The sequence below is a fragment of the Nostocoides sp. F2B08 genome (genome assembly GCF_009184895.1).
Classification (GTDB): Bacteria; Actinomycetota; Actinomycetes; order Actinomycetales; family Dermatophilaceae; genus F2B08.
In genome coordinates this window covers 246,385-266,030 of sequence record NZ_WESE01000001.1, presented here as the reverse complement: position 1 = coordinate 266,030, position 19,646 = coordinate 246,385, and the positions used below count along the sequence as shown (strand labels likewise).

The 19,646-nt window shown below is 70.2% G+C and carries 19 protein-coding genes; all 19 read left to right on the top strand.

The window, feature by feature from the left end; translation table 11 throughout:
* Nucleotides 1-62: 62 nt before the first annotated feature.
* The gene (gene argS, locus GA707_RS01195) at nt 63-1,706 is read left to right on the top strand and encodes an arginine--tRNA ligase (protein ID WP_152176591.1); all 1,644 of its coding nucleotides are present in this window, start codon (nt 63-65) and stop codon (nt 1,704-1,706) included.
* A gap of 7 nt (nt 1,707-1,713) precedes the next feature.
* On the top strand, nt 1,714-3,150 hold the full coding sequence (lysA, locus tag GA707_RS01190) for a diaminopimelate decarboxylase (RefSeq protein ID WP_152176590.1): 1,437 nt from the start codon (nt 1,714-1,716) through the stop codon (nt 3,148-3,150).
* A 55-nt stretch (nt 3,151-3,205) separates the two neighbouring features.
* Complete coding sequence (locus GA707_RS01185; RefSeq protein ID WP_152176589.1) at nt 3,206-4,525, top strand: homoserine dehydrogenase; 1,320 nt, start codon at nt 3,206-3,208, stop codon at nt 4,523-4,525.
* Entirely contained in the window at nt 4,525-5,628 is a 1,104-nt protein-coding gene (thrC, locus tag GA707_RS01180) for a threonine synthase (protein WP_152177022.1), read from the top strand. The genes GA707_RS01185 and thrC overlap by 1 nt, the downstream gene beginning before the upstream one ends.
* A gap of 42 nt (nt 5,629-5,670) precedes the next feature.
* Nucleotides 5,671-6,624 carry a homoserine kinase gene (thrB, locus tag GA707_RS01175; protein WP_152176588.1) on the top strand — a complete coding sequence of 318 codons (954 nt, stop codon included), beginning with the start codon at nt 5,671-5,673 and terminating at the stop codon, nt 6,622-6,624.
* A gap of 263 nt (nt 6,625-6,887) precedes the next feature.
* The gene (gene rho / locus GA707_RS01170) at nt 6,888-8,846 is read left to right on the top strand and encodes a transcription termination factor Rho (protein WP_370459964.1); all 1,959 of its coding nucleotides are present in this window, start codon (nt 6,888-6,890) and stop codon (nt 8,844-8,846) included.
* Nucleotides 8,847-8,940: 94 nt separating this feature from the next.
* Nucleotides 8,941-9,909: a DMT family transporter gene (locus GA707_RS01165; RefSeq protein ID WP_226963448.1), complete on the top strand. Its 969-nt coding sequence runs from the start codon at nt 8,941-8,943 to the stop codon at nt 9,907-9,909.
* Between the two features lie 240 nt (nt 9,910-10,149).
* Nucleotides 10,150-10,368 (top strand): 50S ribosomal protein L31, encoded by a 219-nt coding sequence (gene rpmE / locus GA707_RS01160; RefSeq protein ID WP_152176587.1) that lies wholly within the window; start codon nt 10,150-10,152, stop codon nt 10,366-10,368.
* 111 nt (nt 10,369-10,479) lie between these two features.
* A complete protein-coding gene (gene prfA / locus GA707_RS01155) occupies nt 10,480-11,556 on the top strand; it encodes a peptide chain release factor 1 (RefSeq protein WP_152176586.1) in 1,077 nt (358 codons plus the stop codon).
* Nucleotides 11,553-12,440, top strand: coding sequence for a peptide chain release factor N(5)-glutamine methyltransferase (gene prmC / locus GA707_RS01150; protein ID WP_226963447.1), 888 nt, complete (start codon nt 11,553-11,555; stop codon nt 12,438-12,440). The genes prfA and prmC overlap by 4 nt, the downstream gene beginning before the upstream one ends.
* A 375-nt stretch (nt 12,441-12,815) precedes the next feature.
* On the top strand, nt 12,816-13,730 hold the full coding sequence (locus GA707_RS01145; protein ID WP_152176585.1) for an L-threonylcarbamoyladenylate synthase: 915 nt from the start codon (nt 12,816-12,818) through the stop codon (nt 13,728-13,730).
* Nucleotides 13,727-15,001: a serine hydroxymethyltransferase gene (gene glyA / locus GA707_RS01140; RefSeq protein WP_152176584.1), complete on the top strand. Its 1,275-nt coding sequence runs from the start codon at nt 13,727-13,729 to the stop codon at nt 14,999-15,001. The genes GA707_RS01145 and glyA overlap by 4 nt, the downstream gene beginning before the upstream one ends.
* A gap of 25 nt (nt 15,002-15,026) precedes the next feature.
* Nucleotides 15,027-16,169, top strand: a complete 1,143-nt coding sequence (locus GA707_RS01135; protein ID WP_152176583.1) for a glycosyltransferase family 4 protein — start codon at nt 15,027-15,029, stop codon at nt 16,167-16,169.
* 57 nt (nt 16,170-16,226) lie between these two features.
* Nucleotides 16,227-16,676 (top strand): hypothetical protein, encoded by a 450-nt coding sequence (locus GA707_RS01130; RefSeq protein ID WP_152176582.1) that lies wholly within the window; start codon nt 16,227-16,229, stop codon nt 16,674-16,676.
* The gene (locus GA707_RS01125; protein WP_226963446.1) at nt 16,673-16,927 is read left to right on the top strand and encodes an AtpZ/AtpI family protein; all 255 of its coding nucleotides are present in this window, start codon (nt 16,673-16,675) and stop codon (nt 16,925-16,927) included. The genes GA707_RS01130 and GA707_RS01125 overlap by 4 nt, the downstream gene beginning before the upstream one ends.
* 64 nt (nt 16,928-16,991) lie before the next feature.
* Nucleotides 16,992-17,798: a F0F1 ATP synthase subunit A gene (gene atpB / locus GA707_RS01120; RefSeq protein WP_226963445.1), complete on the top strand. Its 807-nt coding sequence runs from the start codon at nt 16,992-16,994 to the stop codon at nt 17,796-17,798.
* A 130-nt stretch (nt 17,799-17,928) separates the two neighbouring features.
* Complete coding sequence (locus tag GA707_RS01115) at nt 17,929-18,135, top strand: ATP synthase F0 subunit C (protein WP_193315146.1); 207 nt, start codon at nt 17,929-17,931, stop codon at nt 18,133-18,135.
* A 57-nt stretch (nt 18,136-18,192) separates the two neighbouring features.
* Entirely contained in the window at nt 18,193-18,801 is a 609-nt protein-coding gene (locus GA707_RS01110; protein WP_370459963.1) for a F0F1 ATP synthase subunit B, read from the top strand.
* The gene (locus tag GA707_RS01105; RefSeq protein WP_152176580.1) at nt 18,801-19,616 is read left to right on the top strand and encodes a F0F1 ATP synthase subunit delta; all 816 of its coding nucleotides are present in this window, start codon (nt 18,801-18,803) and stop codon (nt 19,614-19,616) included. The genes GA707_RS01110 and GA707_RS01105 overlap by 1 nt, the downstream gene beginning before the upstream one ends.
* Nucleotides 19,617-19,646: the final 30 nt, after the last annotated feature.

Sequence of the window (19,646 nt, the reverse complement as noted above, 5' to 3'; positions counted from 1 at the left end):
CGTCGTCTCAGTCGGTGGGGGAGCGGGCGGACGGGTCCCGAGGGCGACCTAGACTGGGCGGAATGACCCCTGAGGACCTCTCCGCAGCGATCCGCGCTGCCCTGGGTGATGCCGTCGCCGCCGGGCAGCTGAGTGTCCCGGTCCCCGACGAGGTCCGCGTCGAGCGGCCGCGGAGCCGCGACCATGGCGACTGGGCGACCAACGTCGCGCTGCAGCTGGCCAAGCCCGCCGGCATGCCACCTCGCGACGTCGCGGAGATACTTGCCGAGCGGATGCGGACGGTGTCCGGAGTCGCGGCGGTCGACGTGGCGGGTCCGGGCTTCCTGAACATCACTCTCGACGCGGCGAGCGCCGGCGAACTGGCGAGGTCGATCGTCGAGGCTGGGGCCGCATACGGGACGGGCGCGAGTGAGGCGGGGCGCACCGTCAACCTCGAGTACATCTCCGCCAACCCGACCGGACCGCTGCACATCGGCCACACGCGGTGGGCGGCGCTCGGTGACGCGATGGTCCGGGTCCTGCGGGCAGCCGGCGCCCGGGTGGCCGCCGAGTACTACATCAACGACGCCGGTGCCCAGATGGACAAGTTCGGCGGCTCGATCCTGGCCGCCCTGCGGGGTACGGCAGCCCCCGAAGGTGGCTACGAGGGCGACTACGTCCGTGAGCGTGCGGCGGAGGTCGTCGCGGCGCGACCGGACCTCCTCGACCTCCCCGAGGACGAGCAGGTCGACGTGGCCCGTGACCTCGGGTGTGAGCTCCAGCTGGCGGCCATCAGGCGCACCCTCGATGCCTTCAACGTCCACTTCGACGTCTGGTTCTCCGAACGAACCCTGCACGAGGGCGCGGTCGAGCAGGCCGTCGGCCGGCTTCGCGAGCAGGGGCACGTGGAGGACCGCGACGGGGCGATCTGGCTGCGCACGACCGACTTCGGCGACGACAAGGACCGCGTTCTCGTGCGGGCCAACGGCGTGCCCACCTACTTCGCCGCCGACGCCGCCTACTACCTGAGCAAGAAGGACCGGGGCTTCACCGAGAAGATCTATCTCCTCGGCGCCGATCACCACGGCTACATCGGCCGCCTCAAGGCCATCGCCGCCTGCGCGGGCGACGATCCCGAGCACAACATCGAGGTCAAGATCGGCCAGCTGGTCAACATCGCCGGCGAACGCATGGGCAAACGGCGGGGCAACGCCCTGTACATGGACGAGCTGATCGAGTGGCTCGGGTCCGATGCGCTGCGGTACTCGCTGGCCCGCTACCCGGCCGACAGTCCGCTGGACCTCGACGGCGAGCAGCTGCGCAGGCAGACCAACGACAACCCGGTCTTCTACGTCCAGTACGCACACGCCCGCACCCGCAACGTCGCCCGCCTCGCCGAGGTGGACGGCGTCCGTCGCACCGACGGGTTCGACGCCGCCCTCCTCACCGACGAGACGGAGGCCGCGCTCCTGGCGGCCCTGGGCGACTACCCGAGGGTCCTGGTCCAGGCAGCCCGGCTCCTCGAGCCGCATCGGGTCGCCCGGTACCTCGAGGAGCTCGCGGCGAGATACCACAAGTGGTACGACACCTGTCGGGTCCGCCCGGCGAACGCCGACGAGGCCGTCACGGATCTGCACCGCACCCGGCTCTGGCTCAACGACGCGACCGCCCAGGTGCTGGCCAACGGCCTCGGTGTCCTCGGCGTGTCCGCGCCCGAGCGCATGTAGGACCCTCATGCGTGCACACGAGGCCGGCGCTCTCCACGCGGAAGGCTATGGCGGGCCCCCGCTCTACCTGCCCTACCCCGATGACGTCAACGCGCTCCTCGAGCAGCTCTGGCCGGCATCGGTGATCCGGGGCCGTTCCGGCGCCCTCGAGGTGGCAGGCGTCGACGTCCATGCGATCGCCCGGGAGTTCGGGACGCCCGCCTACGTCCTCGACGAAGACGACTTCCGAGCCCGGGCGCGGGCCTTCCGGGACGACTTCGCCGCACCCTTCCACGAGGTATGCGGTGGTGCCGACGTCTACTACGCCGGCAAGGCGTTCCTGTGCACCGAGGTGGCGCGATGGGTCGCGGAGGAGGGCCTCTCCCTCGACGTGTCCACCGGCGGCGAGCTCGCCGTCGCCCAGCGGGCCGGCTTCCCGGCGGCGCGTATCGCCATGCACGGCAACAACAAGACCGTCGCCGAGATCGAACAGGCGCTGACCTACGGCGTGGGTCGGATCGTCGTCGACAGCCTCACGGAGATCGAGCGGATCGACACGGTGGCCCGACGGCTCGGCGTCGTCGCCCCGGTGATGATCCGAGTGACCGTGGGCGTCGAGGCGCACACCCACGAGTTCATCGCGACGGCGCACGAGGACCAGAAGTTCGGGCTCTCGCTCGCGACCGGGGCGGCGGCCGAGGCCGCCCGCCGGGTGGTCGCACGGCCGGGGTCGATGCGGCTCGTCGGGCTGCACAGCCACATCGGCAGCCAGATCTTCGACACCGGCGGATTCGAGATCTCGGCGCGGCGCCTCATCGCGCTGCACGCCGACATCGTTCGTGAGCACGGCATCGAGATGCCCCACATCGATCTCGGCGGCGGATTCGGCATCGCCTACACCTCTCAGCACACCCCGCTCGATCCCGCTCGACTCGGTCGACTGATGGCCGACATCGTCGAGCGGGAGGGCAAGGCGATCGGCGTCGGCGACGGGTCGGGGTTGCCCCGGGTCTCGATCGAACCCGGGCGGGCCATCGTCGGTCCCAGCACGTTCACGCTCTACGAGGTCGGGACCGTCAAGCCGGTCGTCGTCGGGGATCGGATGACGCGCACCTACGTGTCCGTCGACGGCGGCATGAGCGACAACATCAGGGCCGCCCTCTACGAGGCCGACTACTCGTGCACCCTGGCCGGGCGGACCAGCGGGGCCGAGCCCATGCTCGCCCGGGTCGTCGGGCGGCACTGCGAGAGCGGCGACATCGTCGTCCTCGACGAGTACCTCCCCGCAGACCTCGCCCCAGGTGACCTCATCGCAGTGCCCGGAACCGGCGCATACTGTCGAAGTCTGTCCAGCCAGTACAACCACACGCCTCGGCCTCCGGTCGTCGCGGTCCGAGGCGGGCGGGCCCGCGCGATCGTGCGGCGCGAGACGATCGATGACCTGCTGGCCCTCGACGTGGGATGAATCGCGTCACTCGTCGTCACGAGACCATCGAAGCCACCCTGAAGGAGCACCAACCATGAGCACGCCATCGGCGCCCACCCCGCTCCGCGTCGCCCTTCTCGGCTGTGGGGTCGTGGGCTCGTCGGTCGCCCGCATGATCATCGACGGCGCCGACGACCTCGCCGCTCGGGTGGGGGCTCCGCTCGACCTCGTGGGCATCGCCGTGCGACGCCCGGGCCGAGAGCGCTTCGGTCTCGACCCCCAGCTGTTCACGACGGATGCGGCGGAGCTGGTCACCAGGGCCGACATCGTCATCGAGGTGATCGGGGGCATCGAGCCGGCCCGGAGCCTCATCCTCTCCGCGATGGAGCACGGCGCCTCGGTCGTCACCGCCAACAAGGCGCTGCTGGCCGAGGACGGCCCCGCCCTCTACGAGGCAGCGGACGAGCACGGCGTCGACATCTACTTCGAGGCAGCGGTCGCGGGCGCCATCCCGATCCTGCGGCCCATCAGGGAGTCTCTCGCCGGGGACGAGGTGACCAAGGTCCTCGGCATCGTCAACGGCACGACCAACTACGTCCTCGACAAGATGGACTCCACCGGAATGGGTTTCTCGGAGGCCGTCGAGGAGGCTCAGTCGCTGGGCTACGCCGAGGCGGACCCGACGGCCGACGTCGAGGGCTTCGACGCCGCCGCCAAGGCGGCCATCCTGGCCTCGCTCGCTTTCCACTCCCGGGTGGGCAGCGCCCATGTCTACCGGGAGGGGATCACGGAGGTCACCGCAGCCGACATCGCCGCCGCCGCCGCGATGGACCACGTCGTCAAGCTGCTCGCGATCTGTGAGCGCAGCCATGACGACTCCGGCGCCGAAGGGCTGTCCGTTCGAGTCCACCCGGCGATGATCCCCCGCACCCACCCGCTGGCCTCCGTCCGGGAGGCGTACAACGCCGTCTTCGTCGAGGCCGACGCCGCCGGAGAGCTGATGTTCTACGGCAAGGGCGCCGGCGGCGACCCGACCGCGTCCGCGGTCCTCGGCGACGTGGTCGCCGTGGCGCGACATCGGGTCGGCGGCGGTCGCGGGCCGGGTGAGAGTGCCTACGCCGAGATCCCCGTCCTCCCCGTAGGCGCCGCGCGCACCAGGTATCACATCGCTCTCGACGTGGACGACCGCCCCGGCGTGCTGGCGCAGGTGGCAACGGCCTTCGCGGCGCACGACGTGTCCATCGAGGCGGTCCGTCAGCGCCTCGTCACCGCAGACGACGGCGCCACGCGGGCCAGCCTCATCGTCGTGACCCACACGGCGACCGACGCGGCGCTGCGCGCCACGGTCGAGGCGCTCGCGGGCCTGGACACGGTGCGGGCGGTGACCTCGGTGATGCGGGTGGAGGGGTCGTGATGGCCCACCAGTGGCGGGGCGTGATCGAGGAGTACGCCGAGCGTCTGCCCATGCTCGACGGTGCCCCCGTGGTCACCCTCCTCGAGGGCGGCACGCCGCTCATCGCGGCCGAGCGGCTCTCTGAGCGGGTGGGCGCCCAGGTGTACATCAAGTACGAAGGGCTCAACCCGACGGGGTCGTTCAAGGACAGGGGGATGACGACCGCGATCTCGATGGCAGCCCGGCACGGCGCGAAGGCCGTCATCTGCGCGTCGACCGGAAACACCAGCGCCAGTGCTGCGGCGTATGCCACCAAGGCGGGCATGGCCTGCGCCGTGCTCGTCCCCGAGGGAAAGATCGCGATGGGCAAGCTCAGCCAGGCCATCGCCCACGGTGCGACGCTGCTCCAGGTGGACGGCAACTTCGACGACTGCCTCACACTCGCCCGCAAGCTCGCCGAGGCCTATCCGGTCGAGCTGGTCAACTCCGTCAACCCGGCGCGTATCGAGGGGCAGAAGACGGCCTCCTTCGAGATCATCGACGCCCTCGGCGACGCCCCGGACATCCATTGCCTTCCGGTCGGCAACGCCGGGAACATCACCGCCTACTGGAAGGGCTACACCGAGGCCGCGGAGCCGACGCCGGGCCGCGGCGGCGCCGATCTCGCGGCGACGGCGACGCGACGTCCCGCGATGTGGGGTTTCCAGGCTGCCGGCGCCGCCCCCATCGTGTTGGGCCACCCGGTGGACCACCCCGACACGATCGCGACCGCGATCCGGATCGGAAACCCGGCCTCATGGCGCCAGGCCGAGCGGGCCCGGGATGCGTCCGGGGGACTCATCGACGCGGTCACCGACGAGGAGATCCTCGACGCACATCGGCTGCTGTCGGCGACCGAGGGCATCTTCGTCGAGCCCGCGTCGGCGGCCAGCGTGGCCGGCTTGCTGAAACGGCACGCGGACGGCGGGGTCCCTGCAGGAGCGACCATCGTGTGCACGGTGACCGGGCACGGTCTCAAGGACCCCCAGTGGGCCCTGAGGACGGCCGACGGCGGGGAGGTCGCCCCGACCCGGGTCGGTGTCGACGCCTACTCCGCCGCCGTGGCGCTCGGGCTGGACGACTGAAGTCCCGTGACCGTGTCGTCATCGTCGCCGAGCCGGGCCGGGATGGAGGCAGAGACGGTCATCGTCCGGGTTCCGGCGAGCAGCGCGAACCTCGGGCCGGGATTCGACTCGGTCGGACTCGCCCTCGGGGTGTGGGACGAGTGCAGCGTCAGCGTCACGGATGAGCCGGGGCTTCGCATCGAGGTCGCCGGTGCGGGGGCGGGCGAGGTGCCGCTCGACGAGAGCCACCTCGTGTACCGCACCATGCTGCACACCTGGTCCGTCCTCGGTGCGGACCCACCGAGCGGCCTCGAGCTGCGGTGTCACAACGCCGTGCCCCACGGGCGGGGGATGGGGTCCTCGGCGACGGCGATCGTCAGCGGCATCGTCGCTGCTCAGGCCGTTCTCGGTCTGCGCGACGGGGCGGCGCGCGGCGTCGACCTCGCTGTCGCCAACGACATCGCGGCGGCTCTCGAAGGACATCCGGACAACTCCTCGGCCTCGGTCTACGGCGGACTCACGCTGTCCTGGACCGACGATGGCGACGACGAACGCACTCGCACCGTGCGCGCCCCGATCCACGACGAGCTCGACGTGGTCGTCCTCGTCCCGGCGGGGCAGCTCTCGACCGCCAAGGCGCGCTCGGTGCTCCCCGCGCAGGTGCGCCTCGGCGATGCGGCCCGGAACTCGGCCAGGGCGGCGCTGCTCGTGCACGCCCTCGGTCACGACCCCTCGCTCCTGCTCCCGGCAACCCGGGAGTGGCTCCATCAGGAGCCGCGCCGACCCGCATACCCCTCCTCGATGGCCCTCGTGGACCGGATGCGCTCCGCCGGCCACGCGGCGGTGATCAGCGGTGCGGGGCCCTCGGTCCTCGTTCTGACCACCCGAGACACGGCTGCATCCGTCGCCGGCCTCGCCGACGAGGACTGGACCGTCCTGCGCCCCGGCATCCCCCGAGAGGGCGCCTCCGTCACCCGAGTCCCGACGCACGGCCTCAGCCGTTCCGACAGGGCATGACGCGCCGGCCGGTGCGGGTGAGGCGGATACTCGGTCTCAGCAGGTGCGGTGGTACATTGGATCCGCGCTCACGGCGACACCCCGCCGCTTCTGACAGCGCGACCACCATGAGATACGCGTCGGTGCGGAGCACCACGACGTGATCGTGCGCCCACGGATGTGAGCCCACGACCCATGGTCCCGGTCATCCAGTGACCGAACGTCAACCCAGGCTCGTCGACCCACGTGTCGTCATGAGCCCTACACGGGGAAAGGGTCCCTTCGTGACAGACACACCCACTCTCGAGGCAGCCTCGACGGCGGAGCAGGTCTCCGCCCCTGCTCGGCGATCCGGCGCGCTCAGCGCGATGAAGGTGGCCGAGCTGCAGGGTCTGGCCTCGAGCCTCGGCATCACGGGAACCGGCAAGATGCGCAAGTCGGACCTCATCGACGCCATCAAGGCCCGGCAGTCGGGCACCTCGCCCGGCCACGGCGAACGCCGCGCCGAGCGCCCCGCGGAAACGCCTCGGCGCAGCGCGGGCGGCCAGAGCTCTGAGGCCGAGGCCCCAGGTCGCAGCAGCGAGAACGCCGCCGACGCGGACTCGTCCACCGACTCGACGGGTGCGCCGACCGGCCGACGGGGTGGGGACCGGGGCGGGCGCCGGCCCGAGAGCCGCACCGCCGAGGGCCGCCGCGGGAATCGCTCCGAGGACCGCCGTGACGAGAGCGGGACGGATGAGGGCCGAACGGGTGACCGCGACGAGCGGGCTGCCGATGACCGACCGCGCGAGGACCGGGAGACCGACGAACGGAACCGCGGGGAACAGAACCGCGAGGACGGGAACCGCAGTGACCGGAACCCCGAGGACGGGAACCGCACTGACCAGAGCCGCGACGACCAGCAGGGCTCGCAGCGCGACGGTGCCGACGACGGCGAGGGCGGTGGCCGTCGCCGACGCAACCGGAACCGGAACCGCAACCGCGACAAGCGCCGCGGCCGCCCCGACGGCGCCTCCCAGCAGAGCGAGGGGGAGGGCCTGCCGCCGATCTCCGAGGACGACGTCCTGGTGCCGGTCGCCGGCCTGCTCGAGGTGCTCGACAACTACGCCTTCATCCGCACCTCCGGATATCTCGCCGGCCCGAACGACGTCTACGTCCCGCTGGGGATGGTCAAGCGGTTCGGCCTGCGCAAGGGCGACGCCGTCACCGGTCAGGTGCGCGCCCCGAGCGAGGAGGGTCAGTCCCGCGACCAGACGCAGGGAGGCTCCAAGGGAGGACGCCAGAAGTACAACCCGCTCGTCCAGCTCGACACCGTCAACGGCCAGACGCCCGACGAGGCGCGGCGGCGGCCGGAGTTCAGCAAGCTCACCCCGCTGTACCCCCAGCAGCGCTTGCGGCTGGAGACCGAGCCGACCCAGCTGACCACCCGTGTCATCGACCTGGTCGCACCGATCGGCAAGGGACAGCGTGGGCTCATCGTGGCGCCGGCCAAGGCCGGGAAGACGATGGTGATGCAGTCCATCGCCAACGCGATCACGACGAACAACCCCGAGGTGCACCTCATGGTCGTGCTCGTCGACGAGCGCCCCGAAGAGGTCACCGACATGCAGCGCGCCGTGCGCGGAGAGGTGATCGCCTCCACGTTCGACCGGCCGGCGGAGGACCACACCACCGTCGCCGAGCTGGCCATCGAGCGGGCCAAGCGGCTCGTCGAGATGGGTCACGACGTCGTCGTTCTCCTCGACTCGATCACCAAGCTCGGCCGTGCCTACAACCTCTCGGCACCGGCCAGCGGCCGCATTCTCTCCGGTGGGGTCGACAGCGCAGCTCTCTATCCACCCAAGAAGTTCTTCGGTGCCGCCCGCAACATCGAGAACGGTGGATCGTTGACCATCCTCGCGACGGCGCTGGTCGAGACCGGGTCCCGGATGGACGAGGTGATCTTCGAGGAGTTCAAGGGCACCGGCAACATGGAGCTCAAGCTCGACCGCCAGCTCGCGAACCGCCGGATCTTCCCCGCCGTCGACGTCAACAACTCGGGCACGCGCAAGGAGGAGATCCTCCTCGGCGCCGACGAGCTGAAGATCATGTGGAAGCTGCGTCGGGTGCTCGCAGCGCTGGACGCCCAGGCGAGTATCGAGCTGCTCCTCGATCGGCTTCGCAAGACGAAGACCAACGTGGAGTTCCTCGTCCAGGTGCAGCAGACCTCGAGCATCAAGCTGGAGGACGAGGACCAGGACTGAGCCCATTCGCCGAGCGGGGCGAAGCCTCGAGCACCGATCCGACGCGGATCGGACGGCCCTGCCGGACCCGGTCTCGGCGTGGTCGAATGCGCGGGTGAGGTCCAACGGCCGGCCGGCGTCGGGCGCGGCACTGGCCGCCCTCGCCGCCGCGTCCCTGTGGGGAACCACAGGGACGGCCCAGGCGCTTGGGCCGGACGCGGCCGACCCGGCTCAGGTGGGTGCCCTGCGGATCCTCGTCGGAGCCGTCGCGCTCGCCCTCCTCGCCGGACCCACGCTGTGGCGGCCTCCCCGGGCAGCGGACGCGAGTCGCCACCGTGCGGGTTCGCTGCCGCCGGCGGTGCTATTCGCAGTTGGCGGTCTCGCGGTCGCCGCCTACCAGGTCTGCTTCTTCGTCGGCGTGGCGCGCAGCGGGGTGGCCGTCGGCACGGTCGTGGCGCTCGGAGTGGCACCGCTCGCGACCGGCGTGTTGGGCCGCGCGCTCGGTGAGGGCGTCACGGCGAGGTGGGCGGTGTCGACGGTCGGCGCCGTCGCCGGCGTGGTCCTCCTCGTCATCGGACAGGCAGCGGGGACGGGAGCCGCCGCGGATCCGGTCGGCCTGGTGGCGGCGGTGGGCGCCGGGGTGTCGTATGCGGGGTACACGATCGCTGCCCGTGCGCTGCTCCTGCGGGGCGAGTCCGGGATCAGGGTCATGGCTCTGCTCTTCGCCGTGGGCGCCCTGGCCCTCGTCCCCGTGCTGGTAGGAGCTGACCTGGAGTGGCTGTGGACCGTCGACGGCCTCGTCATGGTGCTGTGGCTCGGCCTGGTCGCGACCGGGCTCGCGTACGTGCTGTTCCAGCGCGGGCTCTCGGGTCTGCCGGCCGGGTCGGTCGCGACCCTGTCCCTCGCCGAACCCGTGACGGCGACCCTCCTCGGGGTGGTCGTTCTCGGTGAGCGTCTCGGGCTCCTCACCGGCGTGGGGATGCTGGTGGTCGTCCTCAGTCTGTTGGTCGTCGCCGTGGGTGGCCGGGGTCGGCAGAGGCCTCGGCATGGCCGGCTCCGGGGCGACGACCTGGCAGCGCCGTAAGACCGTCCCCCGGTAGCTCGCCGCACCTGCGGACGGGGGAGCGGCGAGCCGCTCGAGCGGATTGGGGCCTGCGGCCGCTCTCTGGCACACTAGACCCTTGGACCGGTTCACGGCACGCGCGCGTACCTGAGCGGCCTCCACGACGGAGGTGCGCAGGCGGGGCGCCCCATCGGAGGCGATGACGCAGGGTCTGCAGCACGGCGCTGGGCCCGCCGACCCGGTAACACCAAGGAGAGACACGTGAAGAAGGACATTCACCCGAAGTACGTGGAGACCACGGTCACCTGCACCTGTGGCGCCACGTTCACCACGCGCAGCACGGCCAGCAACGGCGTGATTCACGCCGATGTCTGCAGCCAGTGCCACCCGTTCTACACCGGCAAGCAGAAGATCCTCGACACCGGTGGCCGCGTCGCCCGCTTCCAGGCCCGTTACGGCAAGAAGGCAGACGCCAAGTAGCCCTCCCGAAGCGCCGGTCCACCCACCCTCTTCCGGGTCGGGTCGGACCGGCGCTTCGTCGTTGCCACACTTCAGCGCGGCCTGCAGGCCCACCCAGTCAGGAGCACCCCAATGCTCGAGTCCGCACTCGCCCTCGTCGAGGAGCACGCCGCTCTCGAGGCGCGGATGGCCGATCCGGCGGTCGCCGCTGACCAGGCGGCGCTGAGGGAGATCAACAAGCGGTATGCGGCGCTCGCCCCCGCGGTCACCGCGTACCACGCCTGGCGAACCGCGAAGGACGACCTCGAGACGGCTCGCGAACTGGGCGCCGAGGACGAGGCTCTCGCCGGCGAGGTCCCCGGGTTCGAGCAGGTGGCCGCCGCCGCCGAGGCGCGGTTGCGCCGGCTGCTCATCCCGAGGGACCCCGACGACGACCGCGACGTGATCCTCGAGGTCAAGGCGGGTGAAGGCGGCGAGGAGTCTGCGCTCTTCGCGGGGGACCTGCTCCGGATGTACCTCCGCTACGCCGAACGGCGAGGATGGCGAACCGAGCTGCTCGATGCGACCGAGTCGGACCTCGGGGGCTACAAGGACGTGCGGGTCGCGGTCAAGAGTCGCGGTGCGGCCGCGCCGGGGGAGGCACCCTGGGCGCGGCTGAAGTACGAGGGCGGCGTGCACCGCGTCCAGAGAGTGCCGGTCACGGAGAGCCAGGGTCGCATCCACACGAGCGCCGCCGGCGTCCTCGTCATGCCGGAGGCGGAGGACGTCGAGATCGAGATCGGCCCGAACGACCTCAAGATCGACGTCTACCGCAGCTCGGGCCCGGGCGGTCAGAGTGTCAACACGACCGATTCGGCTGTGCGGATCACCCACCTGCCGACGGGTCTGGTCGTCTCGTGTCAGAACGAGAAGAGCCAACTGCAGAACAAGGAGACCGCGCTGCGCGTCCTGCGGGCGCGCCTGCACCAGCTGGCCCAGGACGCGGCGGACGCCGAAGCCAGCGCAGCCAGACGCAGCCAGGTCCGCACGGTGGACCGTTCCGAGCGCATCCGGACGTACAACTTCCCCGAGAACCGGGTGGCGGACCACCGCACCGGCTACAAGGCCTACAACCTCGATGTCGTGCTGGGAGGCGATCTCGACCCGGTCGTCCAGTCCGCCGTCGACGCCGACGAGGCGGCGACCCTCGCAGCGCTCGGCGAGCAGTGATCGGCTCAGGGCGGGACGGCACAGACCTCCCCCTCGACGACGTCGTCCGGGAGGCTGCGCGGGTTCTCACCGCGGCCGGAGTCCCCTCCCCGCACGCCGACGCCATCGCCCTCGCGGCCCACGCGCTCGGATGCGCCGATGAGGAGGTCCGGCGGCGGATGCTGCTCGGCCACACCGTCGACACCGACTGGCGGCGCGCCTACGGAACCCTCGTCGGCGAGCGCAGCCACCGCATACCTCTGCAGCACCTGACCGGCGTGGCGGCCTTCCGGCATCTGACGCTGCGAGTCGGGCCGGGCGTGTTCGTGCCACGCCCGGAGACGGAGGTCGTCGCTCAGGCGGCGATCGATGAGGCGATCGCATGCGGCCCGGAGCCGCTCGTGGTCGACCTGTGCACCGGGTCGGGGGCGATCGGCCTCGCGGTCGCCTCGGAGGTTCCGGGGGTCCGGGTCATCGGTGTCGAGATCGATGCCCTGGCCATCGGCTGGGCCGAGGGGAACAGGGACGCGACGGCGCTCGAGCTGGAGCTCGTGCACGCCGATGCCGCCTCCGCCCTGCCCGAGCTCGAGGGGACGGTCGATGTCGTCGTGAGCAACCCCCCCTATATCCCCGACGGCATGGAGCCCGTTGATCCGGAGGTGCGCGACCACGATCCGGCCGTCGCGCTCTACGGCGGCTCGGACGACGGCCTAAGGATCCCCCTCGCCGTCGGGGCCACGGCCGCTCGCCTGCTGCGCCCCGGCGGTCTACTCGTCATGGAGCACGCGGACAGCCATGGGCGCAGCCTGCCGGAGCGGCTCGAGCGCACGGGCGTGTGGCGCGAGGTTGCCGACCACCTCGACCTGGCCGGACGTCCGCGCTTCGTCACCGCTCGGAGGCGCTGAAAGGCTTGAGGCGCTCAACTGCCCGCAGCCCCGCAACGGCTGGACGCGCCGAGGGGGTCGGACGCGAGAACGACGAACGGGCCGCGGCGATGCCGCGGCCCGTTCGTGGATAGGGGGTGGATCAGAGGATCCACATGAGCAGGACGATGATCAGGAGTACGCCGACGATCGTCCAGATCAGTCCGGAACCGCGCATAGGTGCCTTCCTCTCCTCGCTGGGTCGGGGGTTGTGCCCAGATGCCAGCAGCCTATGCCGTGCATCGTCGCAGGTGGGGAAGCCACGCGCAGTTCTTCGTCCGGTGCCCGCGCCTCGCTTGGGCCGGTTCCCGCGCCTCGCGGACCCGAGCGTCGGCTGGCACCGTAGGCTGTAGCGCTATGAGTCCCGTCTTCGACTGCTCCTCCGAGGGCATGCGTCGCGAGGGGCTGGCGAAGGCTGCTGAGGCCGTCCGGGACGGCAAGCTCGTCGTCCTGCCCACCGACACGCTGTACGGCATCGGAGCCGACGCCTTCGACCGGGTCGCGGTCCAAGCCCTACTGGCGGCAAAGGGACGGGGCAGGCACATGCCTCCGCCGGTCCTCGTCGGCGACATCCGGACCATCGACGGCCTAGCCATCGACGTCCCCGACTACGTCCGGACACTCGTCGAGGCGTTCTGGCCCGGGCCGCTGACCGTCGTGCTGAAGGCCCAGCCGTCCCTCACCTGGGACCTCGGCGACACCAACGGAACGGTCGCACTGCGCATGCCGGACCACCCCCTCGCCCTCGACCTGCTCCGGGAGGTCGGTCCGATGGCCGTGTCGAGTGCCAACGTGACGGGATGGCCGGCGGCCCGGACGATGGTGGATGCAGCGACCCAGCTCGGCTCGGCGGTCTTCGTCTACCTCGACGGTGGGCCCGTGGGCGAGGGCCTGCCGTCGACGATCCTCGACTGCACGACCCTGCCGCCGACCGTCCTGCGGGAGGGCGCCCTGTCGCTCGAGCAGCTGACGCCATATCTGCCGACCGAGGAACTGCCGAACCAGGACCTGCCCAACGCGGACCTGCCGAACGGGGACGTTGCGACGGCTGTCGATGACGAACGCGCCGATGACGAAGGCGCCGAGCGCAGCGGCACCGATACCCCGGCTGTCGGTGCCGCAGCCGCCGATGACGCGGCCGCCGAGGACGCCGCGGACGACGATGCACCCGACGACGTCTCGGCGCCGACCACCGGAGCCGACCACCCGATGGCCACCACCGACCCGGAACACACACCCTCCGCCGCACAGGAAAGGCCGACCACCCCATGAGCGAGAGCTTCTACGGATCAGACTTCGCCGCACTGCAGTCGTTCGACCCGGAGATCGCAGGTGTCCTCCTCTCCGAGCTGGACCGTCTCCGCGGGGGGCTCCAGCTCATCGCGAGCGAGAACTTCTCGAGCCCGGAGGTGCTCACCGCGCTCGGGTCGACCTTGTCGAACAAGTACGCCGAGGGTTACCCCGGCCGGCGCTACTACGGCGGATGCAGCGAGGTGGACAAGGCAGAGGAGCTTGCCATCGAGCGGTGCAAGACCCTCTTCGAGGCCGATCACGCCAACGTTCAGCCCCACTCCGGCGCAAGCGCCAACCAGGCCGTCTACGGCGCCTTCATGCAGCCCGGCGACACGATCCTCGCGATGAGCCTCCCGCACGGTGGTCACCTGACCCACGGCACCAAGGTGTCCTTCTCAGGGAAGTGGTTCAACGCCGTGCACTACGGAGTGGACCCGGAGACCGAGAACATCGACTACGAGCAGGTCGAACGCCTCGCCCAGGAGCACCGACCCAAGGTGATACTCGCCGGCGGATCGGCCATCCCACGCCTGATCGACTTCGAGTTCTTCCGCCGCGTGGCCGACGAGGTCGGTGCCGTCTTCTGGGTCGACGCCGCGCATTTCATCGGGCTCGTGGCGGGCAAGGCGATCCCGAGTCCGGTCCCCTTCGCCGACGTCGTCTCGTTCACCACGCACAAGGTCCTGCGGGGTCCTCGATCCGGTGCGATCGTGTGCCGCGAGGAACACCGGGTCGCCATCGACAAGGCCGTGTTCCCGATGATGCAAGGCGGCCCCCAGATGCACTCGATCGCGGCCAAGGCGGTGAACTTCAAGGAGTGCGCCACGCCCGAGTACGCCGTCTACGCCCGGCAGGTCATCGACAACGCGCGTGTGCTCGCCGAGTCGCTGGGCGAGCGTGGCATCAGGCCGACCACCGGGGGCACGGACACCCACCTGTCCCTCCACGACCTCCAGCCGGTCGAGGTCACGGGCGTCGACGCCGAGGCGCGCTGCGACGCGGCAGGCATCACCGTGAACAAGAACGCGATCCCCTTCGATCCGCAGAAACCCAACATCGCCTCCGGAATCAGGGTCGGCACTCCCTGCGTCACGACCCAGGGGATGGGGACCGACGAGATGAAGGTGATCGCGGACCTCATCGCGACCGCCGTCACCACGGGCGACGCCGACCCCGAGCACGCCGTGTCCCGGGAGGTCCGGGCACAGGTGAGCGAACTGGTCGAACGGTTCCCCGCATACCCGCGCTGAGCCGACCGGACCGAGCGGACGCGGAGTGCGCGAGTACCTGTTCGTCATCATCGTGGCGGCCCTGACCACGTATGCGGCGACTCCGCTCATGCGAACCCTGGCCGTGCGTCTCGGGGCCTACACCCAGGTCCGCGACAGGGATGTCCACAGCGTTCCGATCCCACGGCTCGGAGGGGTCGCCATCTTCGTCGGTTTCGGTGCGGCCGCCCTGGCCGCAGCCCGGCTCCCGCGCCTGCGCCAGCTGTTCGAGAGCGACGAGATCCGCGGCGTGCTGATCGGTGCGGCGATCATCTGTCTCATCGGCGCGATCGACGACATCCGCGAGCTCGACTGGTTCGCGAAGCTCGGCGGGCAGCTGCTCGCGGCCGGTGCGCTGGCCTTTCACGGCGTTCAGTTCTACTCCCTGCCGCTCGGCGGCCAGGTCGTGCTGCCTCCCTTCATCCTCGTCTCGCTGACGATCCTCGTGGTGCTCGTCTCTACGAACGCGGTCAACTTCATCGACGGGCTCGACGGGCTGGCCAGCGGGGTCGTGGGCATCGCCGCTGTCTCCTTCTTCGGCTACGCCTACCTCATCTCCCAGACCTACAACCCACCCAACGTCTTCTCGACGGCCGCTCTGATCTCGGCAGCCGTCATGGGGTGCGCAGTGGGGTTTCTTCCGCACAACTTCTTCCCCGCGCGCATCTTCATGGGTGACTCCGGCGCGCTCCTGTTCGGACTGCTGCTCGCCGCCGCGACGATCTCGATCACCGGTTCCGTCGCCGGCGCGGACGTGAGCGCGAATCCGGTCGCCGCAGTACTGCTGCCCCTCGCCGTCCCCCTGGCGATCTTCCTCCTGCCACTGGTCGACGTCGTCTGGGCGGTCATCCGCAGGACGAGGGCCGGGCGCCGCCCCTGGCAACCGGATGCCGGACATCTGCACCACCGCATGCTGGCCTTCGGCCATGGCCACCGTCGGGCTGTGCTGCTTCTCTGGGGGTGGGCGGCTGCCATCTCACTCGGGTCGGTCGCTTTTGTCTTCTTCGACCCCTGGATCGCGACCGGCATCCTCGTGGCCATGCTCGCCACGGCCGCCGCGCTGACCATCTGGCTGCCGCGGGCGGTCGTCGGTGGACGACGCCCCCAGGCGAACCCCCCGTCGGTCTCGCCTCCGGGTTCGCACTCGTAGATCTCAGGCTCCGTCGGTTGGGTGATGGACGCGTGCTTGTGATAACTTTCACAAACTATGCGACAGCACTCAGGTCCCGGCCGGCGCGCGGGAGGTTCGATCCTCCGGCACGCCGCTGTCGCGGGGCTCGCAGGGCTGGTGCTGGCCGGCGTCGTGGGCGGCCTGGTGGGGGATGTCGAGACGGCTCTGTCGGCCGTGGCAGGCGCCCTCGTGGTGCTGCTCGTCATGCTCGTCGGCCTCATCGGGATCAGCGCCGTGGTCGCCGCGGACGTCTCACTCTCGATGGCCGGCGCGGCGGTGGTCTACATCGGGCAGATCGTCCTCATCGTGGCCGCACTTCTGGTCCTCCGAGACCGGGACTGGCTGGACGGCCGCGCCTTCGCGGTCGCCGCCATCGGCCAGGTTCTCCTCATGCAGGTGGCCCAGGTCGTCGGCTACGGCCGCGGCCGTGAAGCCGTCGATGTCCGCATGCCCGAGAGCGGCGCGGGGGAGGGCAGCGGCCCATGAGCGATCGCCCGCCCGTGTACCGGCCCTACGGCTCCGGGGACGACGACGACCGCGCACCGAACCCGTCCTTCCAGGCGGACGCCATGGGTTCGACCATCATCGCCTACCTCGTCACGGGCCCTGCCCTCTTCGGGGGCCTGGGCTGGCTGCTCGACCGCTGGCTCGGCACCGGGTTCTTCACGCCGGTGGGCGTCGTGGGCGGGATGGCCTTGTCCCTGTACACCATTTGGCTCCGGTACGGTAGGACCTGAGCCTCCAGCCGGTCGGCCCACCGGCTCGCTCCCGCTCGTTCCAAGACCCCCTAGAGGAGACCTCGTGATCCTGGCCTATGCCCCGCAGGCCGCGTCGTTGCCGATGGTGAGTGGTGACGAGTTCGTCCCCCCAGGGCCCGAGATCTTCTACCTGCCGCTCATCGGCGAAGGGGAGTGGGCGATCACCGAGCAGATGGTCTGGGGCGGCGTCTCGGTCGTCATCATCTGCACGGCTCTGCTCATGCTGACCCGCAACCTCTCGATCGTCCCGAGCAAGAGCCAGTTCCTTCTCGAGGGCTTCTACAACTTCACCCGCAACGGCATCGCTCGCGACATGATCGGCAGCAAGGACTTCCTGCGCTTCGTCCCCTTGCTGTTCTCGCTCTTCACGCTGATCCTGCTGAACAACTGGTACGGCGTGCTGCCCCCGGTGATGAACCCGACCTACGGCCGAATCGGGTTCGCGATCGCGGCGACGGTCGTCGTCTACGTCGTCTACCACTGGATCGGCTTCAAGCGATACGGCTTCACGGGCTACTTCGGCCACATGATCCCCGAAGGTCTTCCGGGCTTCATCAAACCGGTGATCTTCCCCCTCGAGCTCATCACCTACTTCATCACGCGACCGCTCACGCTGGCTCTGCGACTCTTCGGCAACATGTTCGCGGGACACATCCTCATCGTGCTGTTCGTCAGCGCAGGGGCGTACTTCCTCACCCAGGACGTCGTCTTCAAGCTGCTTGCCGTGCCGACGTTCTTGATGGCCGCGATCATGTGGCTGTTCGAGGCGCTGATCCAGGCGTTGCAGGCCTATGTCTTCACGCTGCTCTCCGCCAGCTACATCGCGGGTGCGCTCGCGGAGGAGCACTGAGGCACTCACCCCGGCTTGGCGAAGTCCGCGTCACCCCGCACGGACCCACCAACTCATCACAACGACAACTGAATACACCCACCACACGTCCGGACGTCGCGTCCGGAGCTCACAAAACCATGAAAGAGGAATCACTGTGGAAGGCAACCTCTCCCTCGTCGGCTACGGCCTTGCGACCATCGGCCCGGCCATCGCGGTCGGTCTGATCTTCGCCGCCTACATCAACGGCGTCGCCCGTCAGCCGGAGGCCCGCCCGCTCCTGCAGCCGATCGCGATTCTCGGCTTCGCCCTCGCCGAGGCGCTCGCCATCTTCGGTCTGGTGCTCTTCTTCCTCTGATCCGCCGGATCCGTCACAGCACATCCACCGATCCGGTACTCGCACTAGGAGAATCACGTGCTCAACTTCGCAGCCGCTCTGCCAGGGGCCGTCGTGACGGTCGCCGGCGCGGAGAAGCCGCCGCTGATCCCGTACATCCCTGAGCTGATCTTCGGCTTCGTGATGGTCGGCATCGTCTATGTCGTCGTGTCCAGGAAGGTCGTGCCGAACATCGAGCGCGCCTACGAGGAGCGGCGGGCTGCCATCGAGGGCGGCATGCAGCAGGCCGAAGAAGCTCAGGCGGCGGCGGCGGCCGCTCTCCAGAGCTACGAGGCTCAGCTCGCCGACGCACGCGCGGAGGCCAACGCCATCCGCGAGCAGGCTCGTGAGGAGGGTGCGTCGATCATCGCCGACATGCGGAACCAGGCAAACGCCGAGGCGAGCCGGATCACCGAGTCGGCCAAGCGGCAGATCGAGGCCGAACGCCAGCAGGCGGTCGTGCAGCTGCGCCAGGAGGTGGGCGCGATGTCCACCGCGCTGGCCAGCAAGATCGTCGGTGAGTCGCTCGAGGACGAGGTCCGCCAGAAGGGCATCGTGGACCGATTCCTCGCCGAGCTCGAGTCCGGCGCCGTCACGCCCGAGAAGGTCGGTTCCCAGCCGGGCGAAGCAACGGGGGCGGACCTCTGATGCGAGGCTCGAGCCGGGGAGCTGCCGCGTCGGTCCAGGAGGCGTTCGACGCCGTCCTGACCGGCACGGGCGACCGCATCGCCCTGGGTGAGGACCTGTTCTCCGTGTCCGCCGTCATCGAGGCGAACCCATCACTACGGCGTGCCCTGGCCGATCCCTCTCGGGACGGGGCCGCCAAGCGTGTCCTCGCACAGCGCCTGTTCGGCGGTCGGGTCAGTGCCGAGGCGACCGAGCTGCTCGGTGCCACGGCTGCCGGCCGGTGGTCGCGGGAAGGCGATTTCGCCGACACTGTCGAGTCGCTGGGCGTTCAGGCCGTGCTCGCCCAGGCGGAGCGGGAGGGCAGGATCGACGCCGTCGAGGACGAGCTGTTCCGTTTCGAGCGGATCGTGGCAGGCGACCCGGACCTGCGTGACACGCTCTCGCTCCGCAACACGGACATCGAGGGCAAGGCTGCCCTGGTCCGGGGACTGCTGGAGGGCAAGGCGCAGCCGGAGACCATCCGCCTCGCCGAGCAGGCTGTGACCAGTCCTCGAGGACGTCGACTCGACCGCGTTCTCGAGAGCTACCTCGACCTGGCGGCAACCCGCCGGGAGCAGCTCAGCGCCCTCGTCACCGTGGCCGCCCCCCTCACCGAACAGCAACAGGCACGTCTGCGCACGGCGCTCGAACGGATCTACACGAAGTCCGTCGTGCTGCACATCGTCATCGACCCGAACGTCGTCGGCGGGATAAGGGTCCAGGTCGGGGACGAGGTGGTCGACGGGACCGTCCTTCGACGCCTCGACGAGGCACGTAGACACATCACGGGCGCCTAGCCCACCCACGTACGACACCGATCCACGCAC

Excerpts from the sequence above, each read along its gene's own strand:
- argS (WP_152176591.1), top strand. The coding sequence starts at position 63 with ATGACCCCTGAGGACCTCTCCGCAGCGATCCGCGCTGCCCTGGGTGAT.
- lysA (WP_152176590.1), top strand. The coding sequence starts at position 1,714 with ATGCGTGCACACGAGGCCGGCGCTCTCCACGCGGAAGGCTATGGCGGG.
- GA707_RS01185 (WP_152176589.1), top strand. The coding sequence starts at position 3,206 with ATGAGCACGCCATCGGCGCCCACCCCGCTCCGCGTCGCCCTTCTCGGC.
- thrC (WP_152177022.1), top strand. The coding sequence starts at position 4,525 with ATGGCCCACCAGTGGCGGGGCGTGATCGAGGAGTACGCCGAGCGTCTG.
- thrB (WP_152176588.1), top strand. The coding sequence starts at position 5,671 with ATGGAGGCAGAGACGGTCATCGTCCGGGTTCCGGCGAGCAGCGCGAAC.
- prfA (WP_152176586.1), top strand. The coding sequence starts at position 10,480 with ATGCTCGAGTCCGCACTCGCCCTCGTCGAGGAGCACGCCGCTCTCGAG.
- GA707_RS01145 (WP_152176585.1), top strand. The coding sequence starts at position 12,816 with ATGAGTCCCGTCTTCGACTGCTCCTCCGAGGGCATGCGTCGCGAGGGG.
- glyA (WP_152176584.1), top strand. The coding sequence starts at position 13,727 with ATGAGCGAGAGCTTCTACGGATCAGACTTCGCCGCACTGCAGTCGTTC.
- GA707_RS01130 (WP_152176582.1), top strand. The coding sequence starts at position 16,227 with ATGCGACAGCACTCAGGTCCCGGCCGGCGCGCGGGAGGTTCGATCCTC.
- GA707_RS01125 (WP_226963446.1), top strand. The coding sequence starts at position 16,673 with ATGAGCGATCGCCCGCCCGTGTACCGGCCCTACGGCTCCGGGGACGAC.
- GA707_RS01105 (WP_152176580.1), top strand. The coding sequence starts at position 18,801 with ATGCGAGGCTCGAGCCGGGGAGCTGCCGCGTCGGTCCAGGAGGCGTTC.